The following is a 21,221-nucleotide window of genomic DNA, read 5'->3' as shown; positions in this document are numbered from 1 at the left end:
CAAATAAGTGTCTAGAGAAATCTGGTCGATTAAAATTGCTTATTTTCAGCTAGGTTTGCTATCTTCAACTGACTTGGTAACACTGTCAGATACTTGGCTCAATCAAGGAATATATACAGATAGCATAAACTTTTTACAGATAGATAATGATCCAATCATGTCGGAAGCGTCAGAGTTGTTTCTCAAGGCTATGGAAGAAATGAACGTCAATATTCCAACTAGAGTAGCTGCTGCATGGTTAGTAACTGAAGATATAATGGAGCGAATTTCATCAAAATCTATCGACCTAATGGAAAGTGTGAACTTCATATATTGGGATGTTCATCATGAGATTGACACGGAACTACCTGATAGCAAATATTTTGGGAGTAACCTAAAACTTGAGCAGGTATTTTGTTGGTTGAGAGAAGTTTGGGATTGCCGTGACAGTTCAAGGCTGATTTACCATGAAGATCTTCCTAGAGATGAAGCTGAACAGAAGTTTCTTAGTTATCTGATGGATGAATGCCAGAAGTGGTTGGAAATCAATTCTGAAAAAGGAGAACAACACAAGTAACTCGAACCAAATAGATTCCTTTTATATGTTTTTAAGTGTAAATAACTAAAGATTTTTGTGTATTAATTATGCTAATATGAAGCTAAGTTTTTATATGATTAACTATTTTTAACTTATTGGATTTCTTCTGAAGTAACTAGATTGTTTTATGGGCAAAAATTTATCTCGAATGAGATTTAAGACAAAACAAGTTTCATTGTACGAACTTGTTAAAATGATTGAAATTGGGCGCTTGGATTATAGGTCCTATTTTAGATTGCATGCAAGTTGGAATAATCGCTATAAATCTCAATTAATCGAAACAATGTTGTTAGGCTTGCCTAATGAAGAAATCTGGGCAGAGGAAGATAAGTTTGGAAAGATTAACATTCTGACTGGAATTGATGTTATTTCAACATTGATAGACTTCAAAGAAGGTAAGTTTCGATTAGCCGGGTTACGTTATCTTCGAAATCTAGAAGGGTATAGCTTTCGTACCTTTAATTATTCAGACAGAGATGATTTATTTCAAACCAACATTAATTTGAATGTAATTGACCATAGTCTGAATCCGTTACTCAAATGCTTATTTCTCAAAAATAAAAACAAAGAAAAAAATATTAAGTTTTCTAATCAAAGTGCAAGGAATTTCTGCTTTCCAAGTGCTGAAGAAAGATTGAGAGATTTTACAATTCATATATACGAAGAGTTCAATCTTGCAAATAATTTAGGCAAAAAAAGACAACGTGCTTCTTTTATTCTTGCGTTACAAGAAGACATATTGGTTTTAGTGCTAGTAAAACTTCTAAAAGATAGAATGTTGCAAAACGAAATCAGCATGTATAAGCGAAAGAATTTTAATCAATTTGAAGATCATTATGAGCATGGGTTTTCTGACCTAGAAATTTCATATGAAGATCAATTAGATATAGCTCTCGATAAAATCATGTTTGAAATAAATATGCATAACTCCTACCTAACAAATGAACTTTCCAGCACATTTGATGAAGTTTATCATTTAATAAATAAAGACGGACAATTTCTGAATCAAGTTGGAATTATTAGTATTTTTCCAATACATAGACAGCGAAGTCCTAGCCTACTTCAAGCACTATTTGGTCGAGATACACCACTTATTAGGAATGACATGCATATATGGCAATTAGGTAAAAAATTAGAGTTATGATAAGTAACATTAATGTTAAGAATTTTAAGTGCTTTAAAGAGCAGTCATTTTATTTTGCACCTTTAACTATATTCTGTGGTGCTAACTCTGCCGGTAAATCAACTGCGATTCAAGCTGTCTTGTCAGTAGTTCAAAATAAGGAAAATATATTTAAGGGATGCTTTAATACTTTTGGAAGTTATTTTAATTTCGGAAAAGTTGTAGATCTTTTTAATCACAATGCCGAAAGCAGTGATTTTGAAATAACTATTGATGATTTATCTATCCGAGCCAATGTAACAATAAAAGAAAAACAAGATTATGTCCTTAAATTGACTAATGAATTTAAAGAGATAAATACAAAATTTCAACATGATTTTGTTTACTTATGTGCCGAGAGGTTTGGGCCTAGAGCTAGCTACGATGTAAATAGAAGTAGTGAAAAACTTGACCTTGGAATATATGGTGAATATGCACTTTCCGAGTTTGCCAGATTTGAAGAACGTCCATGCGTAAATCAAGTTTTTGCAAAATCAATTTGCTCCCACTTAAAAGAGCCATCTGAGCCTGAAAAACTAGTATTTACAGATGTAGTTGTTCGACAAGCAATGAAAAAGATATATCCTTCATTCGAGATGAAAGTAACTGAAGCTGAAAATATTGATAAGGTTTATCACCTGTATGGGGGGAGTTCAAGCAAAGACTTTGTTAGGCCTATAAATACAGGTTTCGGTGTAAGTTATGTCTTACCAATAATCATAGCCGCTTCAACAATTGAACCGGGGGGAATGTTAATTGTTGAGAACCCGGAAGTTCATCTTCACCCTTCAGCTCAGTCTCAACTAATTGGAATTTTGGCGACTTTATCCCAAAGCGGTGTTCAGGTTATCATTGAGACTCATAGCGACCATATAGTGAATGGATTAAGAGTGTACGCTAAAGAGAATTCATTGGATATTAACAGTAATATCATTTACTCAATATCTGAACAAAACGGAGAAAGAAAAGTTAAGGAAATAAGAATAGACAGTGATGGAAACTTTACGGACTTAGACATTGGCTTTTTCGATCAGATTAATAATGACCTAATGAAATTATTTTAAATGGATATGTATATAAATGACCTTTCATTTCAAGGTCAATTTAGGGATTTTGAAGAGGCAATCGGAGCTTTTGAAATACTAGCTAAAGCTATTAATTCATCAACGATGATGAGAGGCTCTACTCCTGTCAGGAGGACAAAAGCGCTAAAGACTATGCCTGTTTGTCAAGGTAAGTCGATTCATGAATTTTTGGCATGGTTACTCGCCAATTCTACTACATCACCCAAATATAAAGACGTATCCACATTAGTTTTACAGCATATCGTTCAAGGTCCATTCGTTGATATGAATGTTCTAGATCTCACGATCAAAGATCTAATTGCTCCGTGTAATAGAAAGATCGAAGATAGTTTAATTCATGCTGCTTTATCAGAACGTTATTCTAGTTTTCCTGCTTTGGTTTCTATCCAAATGTCAGAGGGGTATAATTGTTCAGAAATTACTTTCGAGGGTAGTAATAAAAAGATTATCAACTTATTCTCTGAAAATTGCATAACTCCATTTCTGAGGCAATATGAACCAAATCCTAAACATGAAATAAAAGAATCTAAAGCGGTAGGAGGAAAGGTTCACACAAAGATGGATATCACGATCGAAGTTGCTCAAAAAATTTTGGATCAAGGAATTCATTTACTTAGTAAAAAGGCTATTTTTTCTTTCTATAACGATAAGTGGTATCAGTTTCCCGCCCACGAAGATTGTAAATTTCATGGGTATCCAATTGGAAAACCCACGAATAACACCAACATTAACTTGATTATAAGTAATATCGGTCTTCCACCCTATCCTGAAAATGGATATAAAGTCCTCAGTTAACATTAGTACGATTTACAAACTTTATTAATATCGATAAGGTTAAATTCACTAAAATTAAAAAATACTCACAAACCATATTTGATTTTAAGCTTAAAAAAAATCCTTATAAACTATACCACCGACTCACAAACTTTATTCGAGTACGACAGTGGTTGGTTTAGCAGCATTGCTGTGAGAGCTTTGTTGATTTGAAAGGCGAACTGGGTGGTTCGCCTTTTTTTGTTTCAAGTTTTAGTGCTTAGAAGTCCGTCTTAGACAAACAACGGCCATTCATCTTCGTTAGATTGCAACGACTTAAGTGAGCACTATCTACGGATAGTTGCCTCTCAGTTTTTTTTAGCGACCAGCCCTTAAGGGCATTAACCAGATATTAGCACTTCGAAACTCTCGCAAGCAAAAACCAACTTCAGGAAATATCAAACCATTCTGAGAGGCATCTATAACATGGAGTAGGTTATAATGTTGGCTAATCCTCAACTCAATAGTAATACAAGGAAACACCGTGTCGTCAATGACCGATCCCTACAACAGCCTAACCGGCTTACAGACTGCATTAAATCAAAAAGAAATTGTGTTAGATAATTGTAAGACAACCGATTTCATAAAGATGCACGCAGACAAGCCACAGGGCCAGCCAAGATTTACGTTTGCAAGAATGGAAGGAAAGAAAGTAGTATCGATTGTTATATTAATACCGGCTCAACCTATCGAAGGTATGCTCTGCATGGCAATAGGTTATGCGACACACAAATTGCGTCGTAAGAGAGGCCTAGCTATTAAAACTATTGAAGCGGCGCTCAAAGAATTCCAACACGGTATGAGTAGAAATGGTGTGTCAGATATCATGATAGAGGCAATTGTTGGAAAAGAAAACATCGCGTCGCAAAAGTTAGCGAAACGTGTGTTTATGGACGAACCAAGAGAGGGGACGGATCTGTATTCTGGTGAGGCTTGCTTTGCGTATGTGCGAAAATTAAGCGAAATAGTTCAAGATTAACATAGCTTTGTTACACTAATAACAGAAGTTTTTAGCCGGTTTAAGATGGCCGGCTAAGACAATTTGCAGATGTTCAACCGCTGCTATACGGTGCACTTATTAAGTGCGTGAATATTTGGCGTAAAGTGCCGAAGTCATGACAAAATGAAGAGTAGTAAGTGTATACCTATTATTGGCTGCAAGGCTTTAAATAAGTTCTATATTGGTTGTTATTGTGCCTTCGCCTATGAAGTGACCATTTTCATCGAGTAGCTTTCCGTTTCTTGCCCATGATTTAACACCGTTTTCATTCCATTCGTATTCGAGAAATGGAAACTCTACGGCTTGCTTTAGCTCAATCTCGTTTGAGCCAAGGTAAGTGCCACGCATAAGAACTTTGGTGTTTTGAGCGTTTCGAATCTCAAACATCTTCGAACTACAAAGGCCTTTAAACAGACTACTAAAAAAAACTGGGGAAGCCATTTCGACACCAGCGATTACTTTGGCTTGCTCGGCTCCGATTCTAATCTGATACAAACGCAATAAGTATTTTTGATCTGTGTAAATCCGCATTTTCTTTTCACGGAAATCTACTATTACCCAACCTACAATTTCTTGTGTATAAACGTTACCCTCGAATTCGAGTTTAATCTCTAGGTTTGCCTTTATATTTTGGGCGTGTATTAATTTATGGCAATTACTGCAAAGAAGAATACATTTATCTAACTCATCTAGCTGTTCGGTACATAGCTTGCGACGAATTAAGGCATTATAGTTATCTGCTTTTTTACTTTCTTCGACATGATGAAACTCGGTCATCCGTTTGAAAGTTCCCCAGCGATCAAGCATTTCTTTAATACCCAAGCCACAGGCAGAACACTTATTTCCCTTGTATTTGAGTTGAATCTCTTTCGACATTTTTAAATCCGTGCCTCACAGCTTTTTACTGAGAGTTCATACTAACATCCGTTTCTGCTGAAACCTATATCCTGTGCCTTCGTAGGAAGAGGCCATCGACCGCTTTACGTACAGTGCTGCTCCAATATCTCATGTGACAGTCATAGACAGCAATCGCTGGGAATTAAGAACAGATATATGATAGCCTGAACACTCGCAGAGCGTGATGCAGTATATGCTAGTTCCTTTTGAAAGTTATAAAAGGCGTATTATTCGATTTAGCAATCAGCAAATCATGAAATGTTGGTAAAGGCTTGAATCACTGATAATTCACATAATAGCTTTATATTTTACTAAAATTTAGGACATAAAATGAAGTTACAGTTTCTAATTCTTATTTTATCAGTTGTTGTTTTTTTCGCTAATAACGCTGTTTCCTCGACAATTGAAAAAACATTCTACTGTAAATTATTAACGGCCCAAGGTGAATTACCTCGTGACATAAAAGGTCTAGTAGAAGCAGGAGGCGAATTTGAGCTGGTATTTAAATTTTATGAAGGGAAAGAAATATATATGGTGACCCGACCTAAAGGCAAGACACGTACTATAACCGAATGGGTATTGGTAAAGAACGTGAAAAGCTCAAAAGATATGGAAATATCGAATCGGGTTTACCTGGATAACAATGATATTACAATAAATAGTCTAGACCTCCGAGGTGGGGGGTACATTGATCAGTTCAACGCGGCAAATTTTACATCGAGTTACCTATCTGTATCGTCCATAGTTAATAACTATGGTGCTATTACGAAAAGCATACACTTAGTCCCAAAAGGTGATCGTTACTCGGGTCACTACGTTATGAACCTCGGTGCAACTAAAAAATCGTTTCTCGGTGAAATCGAATGCAATATAGACACTACGTCTCTCTCGCAACTTTATGACTCTATTAGATCAGAAGTCTCTAGGTAAATTTGGCTAGGCCAGAGCAAGGTTATTTTATGTAAAGTAAATATCTTCATATGTGCAAAAGCATAATAAGTATAGCAATCAAAGCTGCTTTGATATTTTACGACACAGAATGGGGATATCAGACAAAAATAATAGGTATGAGAATGAAACTGATCATCTGCTTGACATCCTTCCAGGCCGTTCGGTGCTTTCACAACCTGACTGTCCGGAATACGTACGTAGCGGCCGTTTGCCTGCGAATATATTGATGGCGGTAACTGAAACAAAAAGGATTAGGGGCATGTATCAGTTCACTCCCGATGATCTATTCTTTTCTAACACCCCGAATATTCCCATCCATTACAACCGCCTTAACCAGCCCTTTTTCATCATCCAGCTCAAAACGAATACTACTCCCATTCTTAGCAAAAAATCGTCCGCCCCCTTCATAAAAATATTCTTCGTTTTCAACATAGGGTAATGCGTTAAGCACAAAACCATTGGCTGTTTTTTCTAGCACCACATCGACGTTAACTGGTTTAGTTACCACGTAGGTTCCAATATATTTACTTAATTCCTTTTGGCTTATGGGTACTAACTTCCTAACTTCAGCTTCCGAGTAGCCTACGTTTAACGCTTCTTTTAGCCGTATTTCTAGTTCAGTTATTAACTGCCTACCGTTGTTGCCGTTCGTCATAATGGCGTAGCCGTTGCCTGTATCTAGCTCAATGTATAGCTGCGACATGAACCCAGCATCTGCGCCGCCGTGACCAAAGCCTAAAATTTCACCGTTATCATCCATATTGATAAAAAAGCCTATTCCTACATTGGGTGGCTCAATACTCGGCGTATTGTTGGTTAACATTTCTTGCGCGGTGGCTTGCGATATCCAGTCGGTTTTCTGCCCTAAATACGCGCTGCGCACGCCGCTTGCCAGTTTCAACATGTCTGATGGCGTACTCCACATGCCAGCTGCTGCAAGCGTAGCGTAGGTATGGGCGCCACCTTTAATTGGCGCACCATCTCCGTCATAAGGCGTAGCCATATTGTTTGATAGGTTTTTCGATATGGGCTGGTTGAAGCCAGAACGCGTCATGCCTAGTGGTTTAAACAAAAGCCGTTGCGACATGGTTGGCAGGGGCTCGTTAGCTACGTCTTGTAAGGTAAGCTGAGCAAGCGTAGTACCGCCACCTGAATAACGCATTTGCGTGCCAGGTTGAATATCCACAACAACAGCGTCGGTATTGGCGGGAAATACACCTTCTAGCACCTGCTGCAAAGTAGGCACGGGTTCGCCAGCTGCGTAACCAGGAAAACCATGTACTGTGGTGCCTGCCGTGTGGCTTAATAATCTGCGTAAAGAAACAACGTCTTGCCCTGACCATTCGTGTTCAGGTAACTGCCAGTTGGTGAGTAAGGTATTAACATCTGCATCTAAATCTAGCGGGTTATCTTCGCGGTACTTCATCAACACTGCCGCAAATGCGGGTTTAGAAATACTTCCAGCTTGGAACACCGTGTTTTCATCAATAGCCAATTCAGAAGTCAAATCTTTAACGCCGCTTTGCATGGTCCAAGCTATTTGCCCATCTCTCATAAACGCGACAGACACACCGGGCACATCATAATGCGCTTGTCTTTGCTCTAAAGATTGGTAATCAACCTCTTGCCCTTCAATTCGAATGCGTTCAGTTAGCCCAGTTTTTAAAAGGTTGGCTTCTTTTGATACTTCGGCAGCAGAAGGGGAGGCGGGTAGGGATTCAGGCTCTGCACAGCTCAATAACGAAGCTAAACAAAGCGAAAGTGTTAAAGAGACGAAGATCTTTTTTGAAGTCATTTCGTGTATTCCATTACCCGTGAACATACCAGAGTACGTTCCTAATATTATTCGGTCAATGCAAACAATTTTCTCACCAGGCTCTCACTAGCTAATTGTGTATACGTTTCGCAGCCTTTCTCTGCAATTTGTCCAGCAGCTTTTTATAAGCACTACACTCACCAACACAACCTAGCAACGACTAGATTTTCAGATGTGCTTAGTGAAAACGTCCATTTATTTTTCTCACACAAACGCTGCACAATGCCTAAACCAAGGCCGTTATTTGTTATATGGGATTCGACAGGTAATGTTACCTGCTGGCTAACATGCTTATTTGTGTGATTGCTTACAATGAGTTCGTTGTCTTTAATTATTACGCTGACAGGGCCTTGGTTATCTAAGGTGTGTTCGAACGCGTTACGCACAAGGTTTGTAACGGCGATAGAAAAAGCCTGTGGATGCCCGTAAATGCAGGGGGTTGCCGCTTCGTCTAGTTCAATATCAACTGACTTTCCTCGCAAAAGGTAGCGCTGCTGGTCAATGGCTTTATACACTAAGGGCGCAACGCTAAACTTTTCGTTATACAAGCCGTCATCGGTCTCGCGGGCTAAACACAGAAACATTTCAATCATGTTTTTCATGTCCAGCGTGGCACGCCGCATTCTATCTAGCGCCTTTTTGTCACCATTATCCAAATCACTTTGTTCAAGTATTTCGAGCGCACCCGAAATTACCGTCACTGGCGTGCGTAATTCGTGGCTGGCTGCATTGGTGAAATTGCGTTCGCGTTCAACAAAGTCGCTAACTCTTTCAAGGGTCTTTTCAATTGTCATCGCTAACAGGCCTACTTCGTCATCTACAAATCGGCTCGACCTAATGCGTTTATGATCGTCGGCAGTTAAATGTTTGGGGTCAATTTTTGCAACAACGCTAGCAAGTTCCACCACGGGCGCCACCGCTTTGCGCATAATAAATAACCCTAAGATAAAGCCAAACAGGCCTAATGTGCCGACCACGCCAGTTATAGCAAGTAGCAGCCACCAGTCTTCTGATGAATTGGCTTCAATGCCAGCAACGTCAAAAACGACATAGGCGCTTTGTGTGGAGCCGGAAGGGGTTATTACTGCAACGTGCAATTCTTCGGCATCAAACTCATACAACCCCTTTTCTGGGTTGGTGCGAGCCCACTCTCTAAGGGAAGCTGGTAAGTCATCAATTTGGGTATAGCTTTGCAGGTTTGATGTAAGGGCAGGGTAGTTTTCAGCGGCTACTTCAAGTTGCTGCGACAATACGCGGTCTTCGCTTAGCCTAATTCCACTAAAAAAAGCAAAGCCCCATACTATGCTTAGTACAGCAACACACATGGCAAAGGCTATGGCTACGCGTTTGCGTAAACTGTGCTTATACACCACTACATATCCTCAGCAATTCGATATCCTATGCGATGAACCGTGTGGATTAGCGGTTGCTCAAACGACCTATCAACAGCTTGCCGTAGCTTATACATGTGCGATCGCAGCGCATCCCCGTCAGGCTGTTCATCTGCCCAAAGTAGCGTTTCAAGTGTATCGCGAGTCACCACAGAAGGGGAGACTTCCATTAATCGCTGTAGCAGCTTCATACAGGTAGGTGTGATATCAATTCGTTGTCCACTGCGGTGAACTTGTAGGGTTGATTTGTTAAGCGTGAGATCTCCCACAGTTAATACGTTCTCTGCTTTGCCGTTACTACGTTTAAACAGTGCATGAAGTCGTACGTGAAGCTCCTGCAAGGCGAAGGGTTTAACCAAGTAGTCGTCTGCTCCAACTTCGAAGCCTTTAATTTTGTCGTCAAGCGTATCTCTGGCGGTAAGCATAAGTAACGGCGTTTGAAGTTTGGCTTCAGTTCGCAGCTTTTGGCAAAAGTGCAGACCGTCCATCCCAGGAAGCGTAAGGTCTAGCACAATTACGTCGAAAGCATGAGTAACAGCCAGGTGCATTGCGCTTATGCCATCATAGGCAAAATCGAGTATGAAGTTATGCTTTTCAAGATAAGCGGCAATGTTGTCACAGATATCGCGATTATCTTCAACAACTAATACTCTAATGGGCAATGCCCCCGGCGGTTGTAACATGAATTGTTCCTTTATTACCAAGCGTAGTCTAAGCGCAATCCAATTAACGGCTCGGCTTCGCTGCTGTCTATTACTTCAACGCCACGGCGGTAGTCAAACTCACTTTCATCTCCCGATGATGCAGCCGTTACGTTAATGACATCAAGAAAGGCTGTGATATCTACAGGGCCAACAGCGCGGCGATAGTCCACACGTACATTCAGTAAACCAGTGCCACTTTTACGGCCCACATTGCGCTGCGTAACCTCTTTCGAATAGCGTAAAGGTTCGCCCGGCCCCAGCACATCAGAATGGATGATAAATAGATCGTCAGGCGTGCCAGACAGATATTTATAGCGCCCTGCTACTTTCCAGCGGTCGTTTATTTCCCACGTTAGGCCTATTGTGGCTACGTGCTCACGACTAAATTCAGCGGCAACGTCGCCACGCCCGTCTTTTCTGTCAATTACAGCGTCGTTATACGAGTAGGTGGCGGTGGCATAAAGCCCTTCTTGGATTGTACCGTTTAATACAATATCAAACCCATAAGATGAACCGTCGCCAATATTGGCAAAGGTACCATTTGCTCTATCAAGGTCTACCACTATATCTTTTAAATTTTGATAGTACGCTTCCGCCAACACCGACCAATCTTTAGTTATAGTGTGTTTTAAGCCTACACTCGTATGCGTTATTTTCTCATTTTTCAGTTTGTTCGATTCATTGGCTGCCAGCTCTAAATATCGCGGAGACTGATAGAATTGACCAGCTGTTGCAAAATATCGTGTTGAGGTAGTAGGCTGCCAGTTGACGCTAAACCTAGGTGATACAACAGTTTGGTCGGCAAAGCCATCGCGCTCGGCACGTAATCCTGTGCTGAAATCCCAATCACTGAACTCAAATTTCTGGTCGACATAGCCCGCATAGTTTGTTTCTTTTCGACGTATAGAAGAATTGATGTTTTCAGGCGTTAGCACAATGTAGCGCTGCTCAGGATTGGCTCTAAAATCATCGTCGTCGTATACGTATCTAATCCAATCACCGTCTAGCATAGTGTCGTAATCTAGCTCAATTTGAGTTAACCGCGCGCCCGCACTAAATAATCCCCACTGATTTATTGTTTCAAAGTCGGTGCGCCATCCAATTTCTGTTTCGTTTTCACCAATTGTAATGATGTTCTCGCGCACGGGAAAATCTGATGCAGGTGCGCCTTCTGGAGCTTGATCAGGGAAGGCTTCACCTTCTGAACTCACCTTGTCACTTTTTCGATAATAGATTCTATTAGTCCAAACCGCATTATCACCAATAAGTGATTGTAGTGTTAAACCATACAGGTCGCTGTCTTGTTTGAAATTAAGTAGCGCTACATCTTCAAAATTTGGCGATGCAAAAACATGGCTCACATTTCTTTCGTAGTCTTCATAAGTGTCTATTAGTAGCACTTCAAGCGTATGGTTTTGATTTACCGGTATTACAGACTTTACTATGGCGTCGCGTAATACAGGGTTACCAATGTCCAGCTCGTCAATGGTTTCAAAGAGTTCACCAAAGTCCAAGCGTCTTGCAGAAACAAGCAATGTTGAATCTTCAGTAATGCCAGTTGGGCCATCGTAACCTACCTCAAAACCGGCAAGGTCATAGCGAAAACTAGCGGAAGGGCTTGGGTTGCCTTCTGCCACATCTAACTTAAGTAGCGATGCTGCACGGCCGCCATATGCAGGGCCCCAGCCACCCGGAGAAAATTCAGCACCACTAATAACATTGGGCGCAAAAATGGAGAATCTACCGCCGCCGCCAACATCTTCTTCTTCACCTAGGGTTGCGTCGAAGTGAATGGCTTTATCAAACGGGAAGTCGTCTACAAATATCAGGTTGTCTCTTGGGCCTCTTCCGCGCACGCTGAAGCTAGCAAACTCGCTTGCAGAAGCGAGTCCAGGTAAACCGTCTAGCGACAAAAGTGGGTCGGCTCCGCCCCCAACCGCGCTGCGCAGTGATTCTCTATCAATGTAAACATTAGAGGCTGACGACGATAAATCTGACTGTTGCGCTCTTACTTCAACGACTTCTATCGATTCAGCTCTTAGCTCGTAATCAAGCCTAGCGTTCTTTCGTGTAATAACGCGAATGCTGGGTTCAAATAACGAGGCAAACCCTGCCTTACTTACATTCACTGAATAGAGCCCGGGGTTGAGCTCATCAACCATTATTCGACCCTGCTCGTTAGTCTCAAGTGTTTGGGTAGAGGCAGTTTCACGTTCTTTAAGCGTGATTAGAGCGCTGGGAATTGGTCGCTCAGTGACTTGATCCTTAACCACTATCGTCAGTGCACCGGGCGATTCGTCGGCATGGGAAATAAGCGGGAAAACAAATAAAACAGCGCATAAACCCAATATGGAGCGGGACTTTACTTGCTTATTCATATTGTTGCCCCTCTGTGACTTAGCCAGGATATCAATTTGTTTTGTTTTCTCATGTGATTACCTTAATAAGTTGATTGAGTTTGTTGAAACACATGAAGATTAACAAAGCAGATGTCGCCGAAATGTCGCTGAGACATGAAGAAAAGTTTAATTAGGTTTGATCTGTTGCTTTGGGCGTTGTGAAGTGATGGACTAAGACGTTATTTAATCAAAAGCAGCGAGGCTAGTTATGGGCGGAAAATACACCTAAGCAACTATCGGAATAATGTAAACCCAACCAAACAAATTAACGTAATCACCCCTAACCATAACTATTTGCGTGGCACATTAGTAATGTGTTTAGCAGTACGCGAACCTTCAATAAGGTTAAAACTACAATGCAAACAAAATTAATGCAGACCCTATACGCGCGACAAAAAATAGCGCTTTTACTTACACTCTTTGCCACGTCTTTTTTTGCTTCGGCTCAATCTAATTCGTCGGAGCAACTTGAAATGAAAGGCAGTAAAGGCACTACCGTAACGGGTAATGTGCTTACGTCATTTGACAACCCTTGGGCAATGGCTTTTCTACCCGACGGGCATAGCTTGGTAACAGAAAAAGCAGGCAAGTTGTGGTTGCTTGATAAAAATCAGCAAAAACGCTTTTCCGTAAGCAACGTGCCAAGTGTTGTTGCTCGCGGGCAAGGTGGCTTGGGTGACGTAATTATCCACCCTGATTTTGCGTCTAATAACACTATTTATATTTCTTACATAGAAAGAGATGAGAAAGACGATGCGTTCAGTGGTGCCGTAATTGAACGCGCCACGCTTACCATTACTGATAATGGGGCAGAGCTGTCTGATAGAAAGCTAATTTGGCGTCAGTCGCCCAAAATGACCGGCAATGGGCATTATTCTCACCGTATGGCGTTTTCACCAGATGGCCATTTGTTTATTACCTCGGGCGAGCGGCAGAAATTCACGCCTGCTCAAAACATGGCAATGAATTTGGGTAAGGTGCTGCGCTTAAACGATGACGGTAGCGTGCCTGAAGATAATCCGTTTTATGGGCAAGGTAGTGTAACAGAGCAAATTTGGACGTTAGGGCACCGCAACCCGCTGGGCATCGATTTTGATGAACAAGGTAATTTATGGGCGCATGAAATGGGGCCGCGCCATGGTGATGAACTCAATATTATTGAACGCGGTCGCAATTATGGTTATCCAGCAGTATCGCAGGGCGACCATTACTCAGGTGTAAAAATTCCTAACCACGAAGACTACCCTATCTTTAAGTCACCTGAATTGGCGTGGGTTCCCGCAATAAGTCCTGCTGGTTTTATCATTTACAAAGGCGATAAGTTTAGCGACTGGAAGGGAAATGGCTTTATAGGCGGCTTGTCTTCAAAAGCGCTGGTGCGTGTTGCCTTTAACAAAGACGATGAAGGTAACTGGAAGGTTGAAGAAGCGGAACGCTACGAGTGGGGCAAGCGGGTACGCGAAGTAGAGCAAGACAGCATGGGTAATATCTATGTACTTGAAGATAAAGAAGGTGGAAGGCTAATAAAGCTGAACCCTTTAAACTAAGTGCTGAAAATTAGTAGGAAGTCGCGAAGGTTATTGTTAGATAGTAACCTGCGCAGCCTATATAGGGTATCTTCGCAGATGTATAGGGGGACATTTGCGAATTTATTAATCCGATAGGCTCTTGATGAAAAAGTTAACTATCAACGTGTTGTACGATATGATAGTTTCCGCATTTAGACTAAAGTATAATTTATTGCCCGGATTTCAGGACCCCCATGTCACAGCCCCCTCCACATTTTAACTTCGAACGTTGCGAAGATGAGCCAATACATATTCCTGAAAGCATACAAAGCTATGGTTTCTTAATTGCGTTTAGTTACGAAGACTTAAAGATTTCAATTGTCAGTGAGAACTGCGACGCCGTTTTCACGGAGCAGCTCATTGGCAAACACTTCTTGGATATTCTCTCTTCTGACACAGATGAAAGAGCATTTCTAGAAGAGACCTTCGCTAGGGTTACCAAAACCAAGATTAGACTGCCTATAAAACTCCATTTAAAAGCCTCGCTTTTAAAGGATGGCGCGGCAATAGATTATCTTGCGGTGGTTTATGATTCCGGACGTCACTATGTTGTTGAGCTAGAGCCAGCAACCGAATTTAGAGACACTTACGGTGCAGAGCAATTTATTAAGCTCTACGCTATGTCCATTGCGCCACGCTTTAAAGAAATGACTTCGCTAAGAGATATGGCCCAAGAAATGGTGTCTACCATTCGGTATCTCACAAATATGGACAGAGTGGTGCTTTACAAATTTAATGAAGACTACTCGGGGAAAGTGATAGCAGAAGCTAAAGCAGAAGATATGGATTCCTATCAAGATTTATATTTTCCTGCATCAGATATACCAAAGCAAGCAAGGGAACTGTACAAAACTAATTGGGTAAGGCTTACTCCTGATACAGAATTGCCGCCTGCCAAGTTAATACCTTCCCCAGCGGAGTCGGGAAGAGAGCCGCTCGATCTTACTCGCTCGCTGCTGAGAACGTTCTCGCCCATCCATCTTCAATACATAAGAAACCAAGGTTTGCGCGCTTCGTTTTCGATATCTTTGGTAACAGATGGTGAGCTGTACGGGCTTATTTCATGCCATCACCGGGAGCCAAACTATATTCCACAAGACGTTAGGCTTCAATGTGAAAACCTAAGCCAGTTGTTTAGTTGGCATTTGTTAGCGAAAGAAGAAGAGATCGCGAAACGTAAGAAGAGTGCAACCGATGATGCTGTGGATGCCATGCTAGACAGGATAGGCCCGGCAAACCCTATCAGTCGTGTAGTTAAAAGCGGTGAGAAAGCATTTTTAGAAGCGCTGAATAGTTCAGGGTTTGTCTATTATTCACAGTACGAGACCATTACTTTAGGTTCTACCTTGCCAATAGAGCTCATCAAGGAAATCTTCTCCAAAGTGCGCAGCCAGCGAGGATTCCCTTATACCAACGACTCGCTTTATGAGGATTACCCGGAAGCCCGTCAATACGGTATTGCTGGCATCATGATTATTCCTTTGTTTGAAAAGAAACAATACTTTACTGCTTGGTTTAGGAAGGAAACCCATCGAGTTCAAAAGTGGATTGGCGCTAAAGATGAAAAGTCTGAAGATGCTCCAAAAGCTGAGCGGCTTAAACCTAGAGCATCATTCGCTATCCATACCCGTACCATTAAAGGGCGATCGACGAGCTTTGATAATGCGGATGTCGATACTGCTAATCGTCTAAACAGAATGTTTCTGGTTTATGCGTTAGATGTTCAAGAGCGCATGCATAACAATATTCAAGAGCTTGAAAAGCAAGATAATTACAGAAATGAATTTCTAGCCACATTAGCCCATGAATTGCGAAATCCGTTGGGGCCGATTATGTCCGGGGCAAGTATTTTAGAAACGGTAGACGATGATCAAACTCGCAAAAGAGTTACTGCTATTATCAATCGTCAAGCTGAATACATGTCCAAACTTATCAACGACTTGATGGATGTGTCGCGAATTACACGAGGTAAGGTCAAGCTTGAGTTCGAAAAGCTAAGCATTCAAGACGTGCTCTCAGATTCTCTTGAAATCGTTGAGCAACAAGTCAAAGCAAAGAAACATCACTTAACTGTAAACTATCTTCAAGAAGATGTGACGGTTTACGGTGACAAAGCTCGTTTAAGCCAGATTTTCTCAAACATTATCCACAACGCGGCTAAGTACACCAATGAGGCTGGAGAGATAAGCGTAGATATTAGAGAAGAAGGCGTTATGGTTGTTGTTGCTGTTAAAGATAACGGCATGGGCATACCTGAAGACAGGCTTAAAGACGTATTCAACATGTTCACCCAAATTGAAGCGCACTCTACCCATACAAAAGGTGGTTTGGGAATAGGGCTTACCTTGGTGAGCAAGCTGGTTATGTTGCATCATGGTGAAGTGTCGGTGATGAGCGAAGGGCTGGGTCGAGGAAGTACTTTTGAAGTTAGACTACCCATTTCTAAAATGGCGTATGAGCAGTCTGATGTTCAGGAAGTCGAGCCTGTAATCCAAAGTAAAAGTAAAGTTATGTTCGTTGACGACAATGCCGATCTTATCGACGCATACTGCTTATTGGCAGAGTCTATGGGCGTGACGGCTCTAGGGGTTACTTCTCCAAAAGACGCTGAGGATGAATTTAAAGCTTTCAAACCTAACTTTGTGTTTCTTGATATCGGCATGCCGGATATTGATGGATATGAGCTAGTTAAAATGCTTAAAGCCCTACCTGAAGCAGAGAATGTTAAGTTCTATTCGCAAAGCGGATGGGGCTCAGAAAAATACGTAGAGGATTCACAAGCTGCAGGGTTCGATAAGCATTTTGTTAAGCCGCTGTCAAAAGACACAATTCAATCGGTGTTAAGTTAAATCATCTAATAAGGGAGCAATGCCCTTCCACTTGATGATTCAAATGGTGCGAAACGCGTTATAATGACAGGCAAACGTAATTAGGAATAAATATGAAAGTCTGTGGTGTAGATTTAAAAGGTAATGAAGCAATTGTTAGTTTAGTGTCGCTGGCTGACGGTTTGTTTCATTTGCCAGATTGCCGTACGCGCCGTTTAACGCTTGCTGATACCAGTGCAAAGGGGCTAAAAAGCTTTCAAAGCACTTTCGCTAAACTTGTAGAAGACTACAAAATTGATGCTGTAATAATTCGTCAGCGTCAAAGCAAAGGTAAGTTTGCGGGTAGTGCAATTGGCTTCAAGCTAGAAGCTGCTATTGAACTGATTGAAGGGCTTAAAGTTGTAATATTTAGCCCAACAGATATCAAAGAATCGCTGCGCAGAAACCCGCTTGCTGTGCCTTTTTCTGACACTGGTTTAAAGCAGTTTCAAGAAACCGCTTTTACAACGGCATACGCGTGGCTTATGAAAAATGAGTATGCGTCGCAAGAGACAGACGAGTAATAACCGGTAGCGGTTAGCTCAACCTTTTTGACTTTGAGCCTGCATTTTGTGCGGGCTTTTTTATGTTTACTGTCAATGCCAGAGTTTGATTTTTAGGGAGGATATGGCAGACTTTGAATAGACGTAGTTATTATAAGAACAAGGAATGTTTAAGGTCATTTTTTCACCAAAGCTTTCACCACAGCTGAACAAGTATAACTAACATTCATAGCGCGAGAGTAACTGGAGCGTTCTTTCCGTTTTTTCTTTAACTTACCAGTTTCTTAACTTTTTCTCTTAATTCCAATAAAGCGTTGTGTAGCGTTTCTAATTGGTTACCGAAGTTATCTGCTGTTTTGTGCTCGTTATTCTTTATGGCTATCTCTATTGAGCTTGTCAGTTCAGCAAGCGTAAAAGCGCCGATGTATCTAAGAGCTGTTGTGAAGATGTGTGCATTTCGTGCAATAGAAGGGAAGTCTCGAGTACCAATGGCTTGTTTAAGCGCGTTAAGCTCATCTTCTAGCGCCAGAAAATCGTTTAGTAAGTCATTATAGAGGGCTTCATCACCCATTACCGCTTGTAGTGCTTTGGGTTTGTCTAGGGAAGTTAATGAGGATTTCTCTAATTTTACTTCGTTAGCAATTTCAGTGGTCGCTGACGACTTCTTTTTATTCAGTACTTCTACCAAAACATCAAAAAAGCGGTTGGGGTCGACGGGCTTGTTAATGTGACCATCCATACCGGCGCTAAGGCTTTTATCAATGTCCTGCTGCATGGCGTGAGCTGTCATAGCAATGATTGGCAATGTTAATTTTAGCTCTTCTCTAATTTTCTTAGCGGCAGTTAACCCGTCCATTACGGGCATTTGAATATCCATTAATACCACGTCAAAGCTGTTATCTTCACGTAATACTTTTATGGCTTCAAGACCGTTACTTACTACTTCAATGGTGGCATGTGTATCGTTCAACAGACCCAGGGTAACTTTCTGATTTAGCGTATTGTCTTCTGCAAAAAGAATTTTAGTACCGCGTAATTTTGGTACAGGTGCCGCGTCTGAAGGTAACGTTTTTGTGTTTACGTTCAAGCAAAGCTCTTGCAGCTTGTCTACAAGTTCACTGGTGCTGAAAGGCTTTTTAATGAAAGTACGAATGCCAAGTTGGTTGGCTTGTTCTCGCATGCGAGGCGATTCGAATGCGTATAGCATGATTACTTTGGGCGGTTTACTTGAGAACTCTTGTTTCATGATGGCTGCCACTTCTAACCCATCAATGTCGGGCATATTCCAATCTAAAATAAGCACATCATAAGGCGCACTGTTACCCACGGCTGCGCGCATTCTGGCAATTGCTTCTTTGCCTCCCGTAGCCACGTCCGCTCTAATGTTGGCAACTGAAAGGGCTTCGGTTATTGCGTCGCGCGATACACCAATGTCATCGGCTATAAGCACTTTTAGTGATGAAAGCTGCTTGGAAGGTGACACAATTTGTTGAGAGGCGTCTTGCTTCACAGTTACGGTAAAGTGAAAGCTGGCGCCTTTTCCAAGTTGGCTTTCAACCCATATCTCACCGCCCATTAATGTGACAAGCTGCTTACAAATTGCCAAGCCAAGGCCTGTACCACCATATCGACGAGATATAGATTCATCACCTTGATTAAATGGTTGGAATAACAGCGCTTTTTGTGTGCTGCTTAGTCCAATTCCCGTATCTTTAACTTCGAATTCAAGCTGAATATCTTCTACATTATGCGTGCACCTCACGCTCACCGAAATTAGTCCATCTTCGGTAAACTTCAGGGCGTTACTGACCAAGTTACTCAGAATTTGCTGTATGCGCAAAGGGTCGCCAATAAGGTTCAAAGGCACATCGCGTGAAATGTGTTGGATAAGCTCAATATGCTTTTCTTCGGCGCGCCCTAAGTGCAGCCTAATGGTCTGGTTAACTAGTGCATCTAAATTAAACTGAGTCGATTCTATATCAAGCTTGCCCGCTTCTATTTTCGAAAAGTCGAGTATGTCATTAATAATGCTTAAAAGGGTTTGTGACGCGCCTTCAATTTGAATAAGGTTCGTCTGTTGTTCTTTATCTTCTGCTGCCCTTTGCGAAAGTTTGGTGAGGCCGATAATTGCATTTAGCGGCGTGCGAATTTCATGGCTCATACGCGCAAGAAAATCAGACTTCGCTTTCGTCGCTTTTTGTAGGTCTTGAGTTAGTGTATCTAGCGCCTTTCGCTGGTTGCGGGTTCTTAGCCACAAGCCCACTACTAAGCCTAATGACAGGATTACAAAACCGATAAAATACAGCTGAAAGGTATTTTGCTTTTTCTGAATAAGATTGCGCTGCTCTTTAAGCTGGTTGTCTTTCTCAAGAAGCTTGATGGTTTCTTCTTTTTCGGAAATAGAAAGACGTACCCGGTTAAGGGCTAGCAATCGCGACTGCTGCTCATTGAAGCTTTCTTCGTAGGTTTTGTGGTACAGCTTGGAGTACTCTAACGCGGCTTCAAAGTTGTTAGTTGTCTCAAGTAGTGAAATGAGCTTTTCGAGCAAGCTAAGCACTACTGCTTTGTCGTTTTTAATCGCGTCTTTTTTTAAGCCACTTTCTAGCTCACTAATTGCTAAGTCAATCTGGTCTCGCAGAACGTAGATGTCCACTAGCCGCAATAACCTCGACCCTTCGTTGTACTTAAAACCAACTTTGCGGTCTGACTCGGCCGCGCGATTTAACATGGTGAGCGCTTCAGTAAGATTGCCTTGGGCAATATAAAGCTCGGCCATTTTAGTGTGAACAATGCCAATGAAGGGGTAGTGAACTTCCTTGAATAGCTCCTCGGCAAGCAGAAGGCTTATTTTGGCATCTTGATAGTCGCCCAATTCTGTTTGGGCAAAGCCTTGGAAAAAGTATGCGATGGCTTTGTTTTCTTTATCACCCAATCGTTGCGCTGCGGCAAGGTAATTGCGACCTAACTGCAACATCATTTCATAGTTTTGCAGCGACATATACAGGTTGCCCATTGCACTATAAACAAGTAGCGCGTTGTCGCTATTTACTTCAATGAAAGCGGCAAGAGATTTATTGAGTGCTTCTAGCGCGAGAGCGTGCTCACCTGACAAATCAAGAATAAGCCCTTCTAAACGAAAAGACTCTGCCAGCGCCATGGTGTTGCCGCCTTTCTTGGCGAGTTTTCGTGCTTCTAGCAGCGTTTCGTAACCTGCTACAAGGTCTTGTTCTAGAATGTGTTTGTAAGATTTTAAATTGAAAAAACGGGACTGTTGGAACGCATTGGGATGGGTGTCAAAGAAGATGCCCAGTTCGTTAAATGTGGTTTCTACAGATTCATCGTTATTTTGAATTCGTTGCTTTAATTCATCTAGGGTTGTTACCGATGAAGATGTGTTGAGCGGCGCTTTTAAAAACGCAAAAGCAGGAAGCGCCATCGTAAAACAAACGATAGCCAAAATGCATTTAAAATGGCGCTTCACTTTCTAC

At 41.5% G+C, this 21,221-nt stretch carries 15 protein-coding genes; 9 read left to right on the top strand and 6 right to left on the bottom strand.

The features are described 5' to 3' along the window. Positions 1-7: 7 nt before the first annotated feature. From BGK61_RS05225 to BGK61_RS05205, 5 genes are all read left to right on the top strand, one after another. Positions 8-556: a hypothetical protein gene (locus BGK61_RS05225; RefSeq protein WP_076012062.1), complete on the top strand. Its 549-nt coding sequence runs from the start codon at positions 8-10 to the stop codon at positions 554-556. Positions 557-704: 148 nt separating this feature from the next. Next, positions 705-1,721: a hypothetical protein gene (locus BGK61_RS05220; protein ID WP_076012061.1), complete on the top strand. Its 1,017-nt coding sequence runs from the start codon at positions 705-707 to the stop codon at positions 1,719-1,721. Further along, the gene (locus tag BGK61_RS05215; protein WP_076012060.1) at positions 1,718-2,803 is read left to right on the top strand and encodes an AAA family ATPase; all 1,086 of its coding nucleotides are present in this window, start codon (positions 1,718-1,720) and stop codon (positions 2,801-2,803) included. Before BGK61_RS05220 ends, BGK61_RS05215 begins: the two co-directional genes overlap by 4 nt. Then, entirely contained in the window at positions 2,804-3,619 is an 816-nt protein-coding gene (locus tag BGK61_RS05210; protein ID WP_076012059.1) for a hypothetical protein, read from the top strand. It abuts the gene before it with no gap. Positions 3,620-4,130: 511 nt separating this feature from the next. After that, positions 4,131-4,616: a hypothetical protein gene (locus tag BGK61_RS05205; RefSeq protein ID WP_083648697.1), complete on the top strand. Its 486-nt coding sequence runs from the start codon at positions 4,131-4,133 to the stop codon at positions 4,614-4,616. A gap of 186 nt (positions 4,617-4,802) precedes the next feature. Here BGK61_RS05205 and BGK61_RS05200 read toward each other — a convergent pair whose 3' ends face one another. After that, the gene (locus BGK61_RS05200) at positions 4,803-5,513 is read right to left on the bottom strand and encodes a hypothetical protein (RefSeq protein WP_076012058.1); all 711 of its coding nucleotides are present in this window, start codon (positions 5,511-5,513) and stop codon (positions 4,803-4,805) included. Positions 5,514-5,864: 351 nt separating this feature from the next. Here BGK61_RS05200 and BGK61_RS05195 point away from each other — a divergent pair, with 351 nt between their 5' ends. Next, positions 5,865-6,464, top strand: a complete 600-nt coding sequence (locus tag BGK61_RS05195; protein ID WP_076012057.1) for a hypothetical protein — start codon at positions 5,865-5,867, stop codon at positions 6,462-6,464. A gap of 304 nt (positions 6,465-6,768) precedes the next feature. Here the strand turns inward: BGK61_RS05195 and BGK61_RS05190 are convergent, their stop codons facing one another. From BGK61_RS05190 to BGK61_RS05175, 4 genes are all read right to left on the bottom strand, one after another. Continuing rightward, positions 6,769-8,280: a serine hydrolase gene (locus BGK61_RS05190; protein ID WP_076012064.1), complete on the bottom strand. Its 1,512-nt coding sequence runs from the start codon at positions 8,278-8,280 to the stop codon at positions 6,769-6,771. Between the two features lie 158 nt (positions 8,281-8,438). After that, a complete protein-coding gene (locus BGK61_RS05185) occupies positions 8,439-9,674 on the bottom strand; it encodes a sensor histidine kinase (RefSeq protein ID WP_076012056.1) in 1,236 nt (411 codons plus the stop codon). After that, complete coding sequence (locus BGK61_RS05180) at positions 9,674-10,375, bottom strand: response regulator transcription factor (RefSeq protein ID WP_014999206.1); 702 nt, start codon at positions 10,373-10,375, stop codon at positions 9,674-9,676. Before BGK61_RS05180 ends, BGK61_RS05185 begins: the two co-directional genes overlap by 1 nt. 14 nt (positions 10,376-10,389) lie before the next feature. Then, positions 10,390-12,774, bottom strand: a complete 2,385-nt coding sequence (locus BGK61_RS05175) for a TonB-dependent receptor (protein ID WP_076012055.1) — start codon at positions 12,772-12,774, stop codon at positions 10,390-10,392. Positions 12,775-13,151: 377 nt separating this feature from the next. Here BGK61_RS05175 and BGK61_RS05170 point away from each other — a divergent pair, with 377 nt between their 5' ends. The 3 genes from BGK61_RS05170 (at position 13,152) to BGK61_RS05160 (ending at position 17,754) form a co-directional block, all read left to right on the top strand. Beyond that, positions 13,152-14,342: a PQQ-dependent sugar dehydrogenase gene (locus tag BGK61_RS05170; protein WP_076012054.1), complete on the top strand. Its 1,191-nt coding sequence runs from the start codon at positions 13,152-13,154 to the stop codon at positions 14,340-14,342. A 215-nt stretch (positions 14,343-14,557) separates the two neighbouring features. Continuing rightward, positions 14,558-17,212, top strand: coding sequence for an ATP-binding protein (locus BGK61_RS05165; protein ID WP_076012053.1), 2,655 nt, complete (start codon positions 14,558-14,560; stop codon positions 17,210-17,212). A 92-nt stretch (positions 17,213-17,304) separates the two neighbouring features. Next, positions 17,305-17,754, top strand: coding sequence for a DUF3010 family protein (locus BGK61_RS05160; protein WP_076012052.1), 450 nt, complete (start codon positions 17,305-17,307; stop codon positions 17,752-17,754). A 247-nt stretch (positions 17,755-18,001) separates the two neighbouring features. Here the strand turns inward: BGK61_RS05160 and BGK61_RS05155 are convergent, their stop codons facing one another. Beyond that, positions 18,002-21,169 (bottom strand): tetratricopeptide repeat-containing hybrid sensor histidine kinase/response regulator, encoded by a 3,168-nt coding sequence (locus BGK61_RS05155; RefSeq protein WP_076012051.1) that lies wholly within the window; start codon positions 21,167-21,169, stop codon positions 18,002-18,004. Between the last annotated feature and the right edge of the window lie 52 nt (positions 21,170-21,221).

The organism is Alteromonas abrolhosensis, assembly GCF_001953635.1.
GTDB lineage: Bacteria > Pseudomonadota > Gammaproteobacteria > Enterobacterales > Alteromonadaceae > Alteromonas > Alteromonas abrolhosensis.
Note: the sequence above shows the minus strand (reverse complement) of the source record. Positions and strands in the feature narration are given on the sequence as shown.

Bases quoted from the DNA above. Each gene is read 5' to 3' on its own strand.
- BGK61_RS05160 (WP_076012052.1), top strand. From the start codon at position 17,305: ATGAAAGTCTGTGGTGTAGATTTAAAAGGTAATGAAGCAATTGTTAGT.
- BGK61_RS05200 (WP_076012058.1), bottom strand. From the start codon at position 5,513: ATGTCGAAAGAGATTCAACTCAAATACAAGGGAAATAAGTGTTCTGCC.
- BGK61_RS05210 (WP_076012059.1), top strand. From the start codon at position 2,804: ATGGATATGTATATAAATGACCTTTCATTTCAAGGTCAATTTAGGGAT.
- BGK61_RS05190 (WP_076012064.1), bottom strand. From the start codon at position 8,280: ATGACTTCAAAAAAGATCTTCGTCTCTTTAACACTTTCGCTTTGTTTA.
- BGK61_RS05155 (WP_076012051.1), bottom strand. From the start codon at position 21,169: ATGGCGCTTCCTGCTTTTGCGTTTTTAAAAGCGCCGCTCAACACATCT.
- BGK61_RS05195 (WP_076012057.1), top strand. From the start codon at position 5,865: ATGAAGTTACAGTTTCTAATTCTTATTTTATCAGTTGTTGTTTTTTTC.
- BGK61_RS05220 (WP_076012061.1), top strand. From the start codon at position 705: ATGGGCAAAAATTTATCTCGAATGAGATTTAAGACAAAACAAGTTTCA.
- BGK61_RS05175 (WP_076012055.1), bottom strand. From the start codon at position 12,774: ATGAATAAGCAAGTAAAGTCCCGCTCCATATTGGGTTTATGCGCTGTT.
- BGK61_RS05205 (WP_083648697.1), top strand. From the start codon at position 4,131: ATGACCGATCCCTACAACAGCCTAACCGGCTTACAGACTGCATTAAAT.
- BGK61_RS05165 (WP_076012053.1), top strand. From the start codon at position 14,558: ATGTCACAGCCCCCTCCACATTTTAACTTCGAACGTTGCGAAGATGAG.
- BGK61_RS05180 (WP_014999206.1), bottom strand. From the start codon at position 10,375: ATGTTACAACCGCCGGGGGCATTGCCCATTAGAGTATTAGTTGTTGAA.
- BGK61_RS05215 (WP_076012060.1), top strand. From the start codon at position 1,718: ATGATAAGTAACATTAATGTTAAGAATTTTAAGTGCTTTAAAGAGCAG.
- BGK61_RS05170 (WP_076012054.1), top strand. From the start codon at position 13,152: ATGCAAACAAAATTAATGCAGACCCTATACGCGCGACAAAAAATAGCG.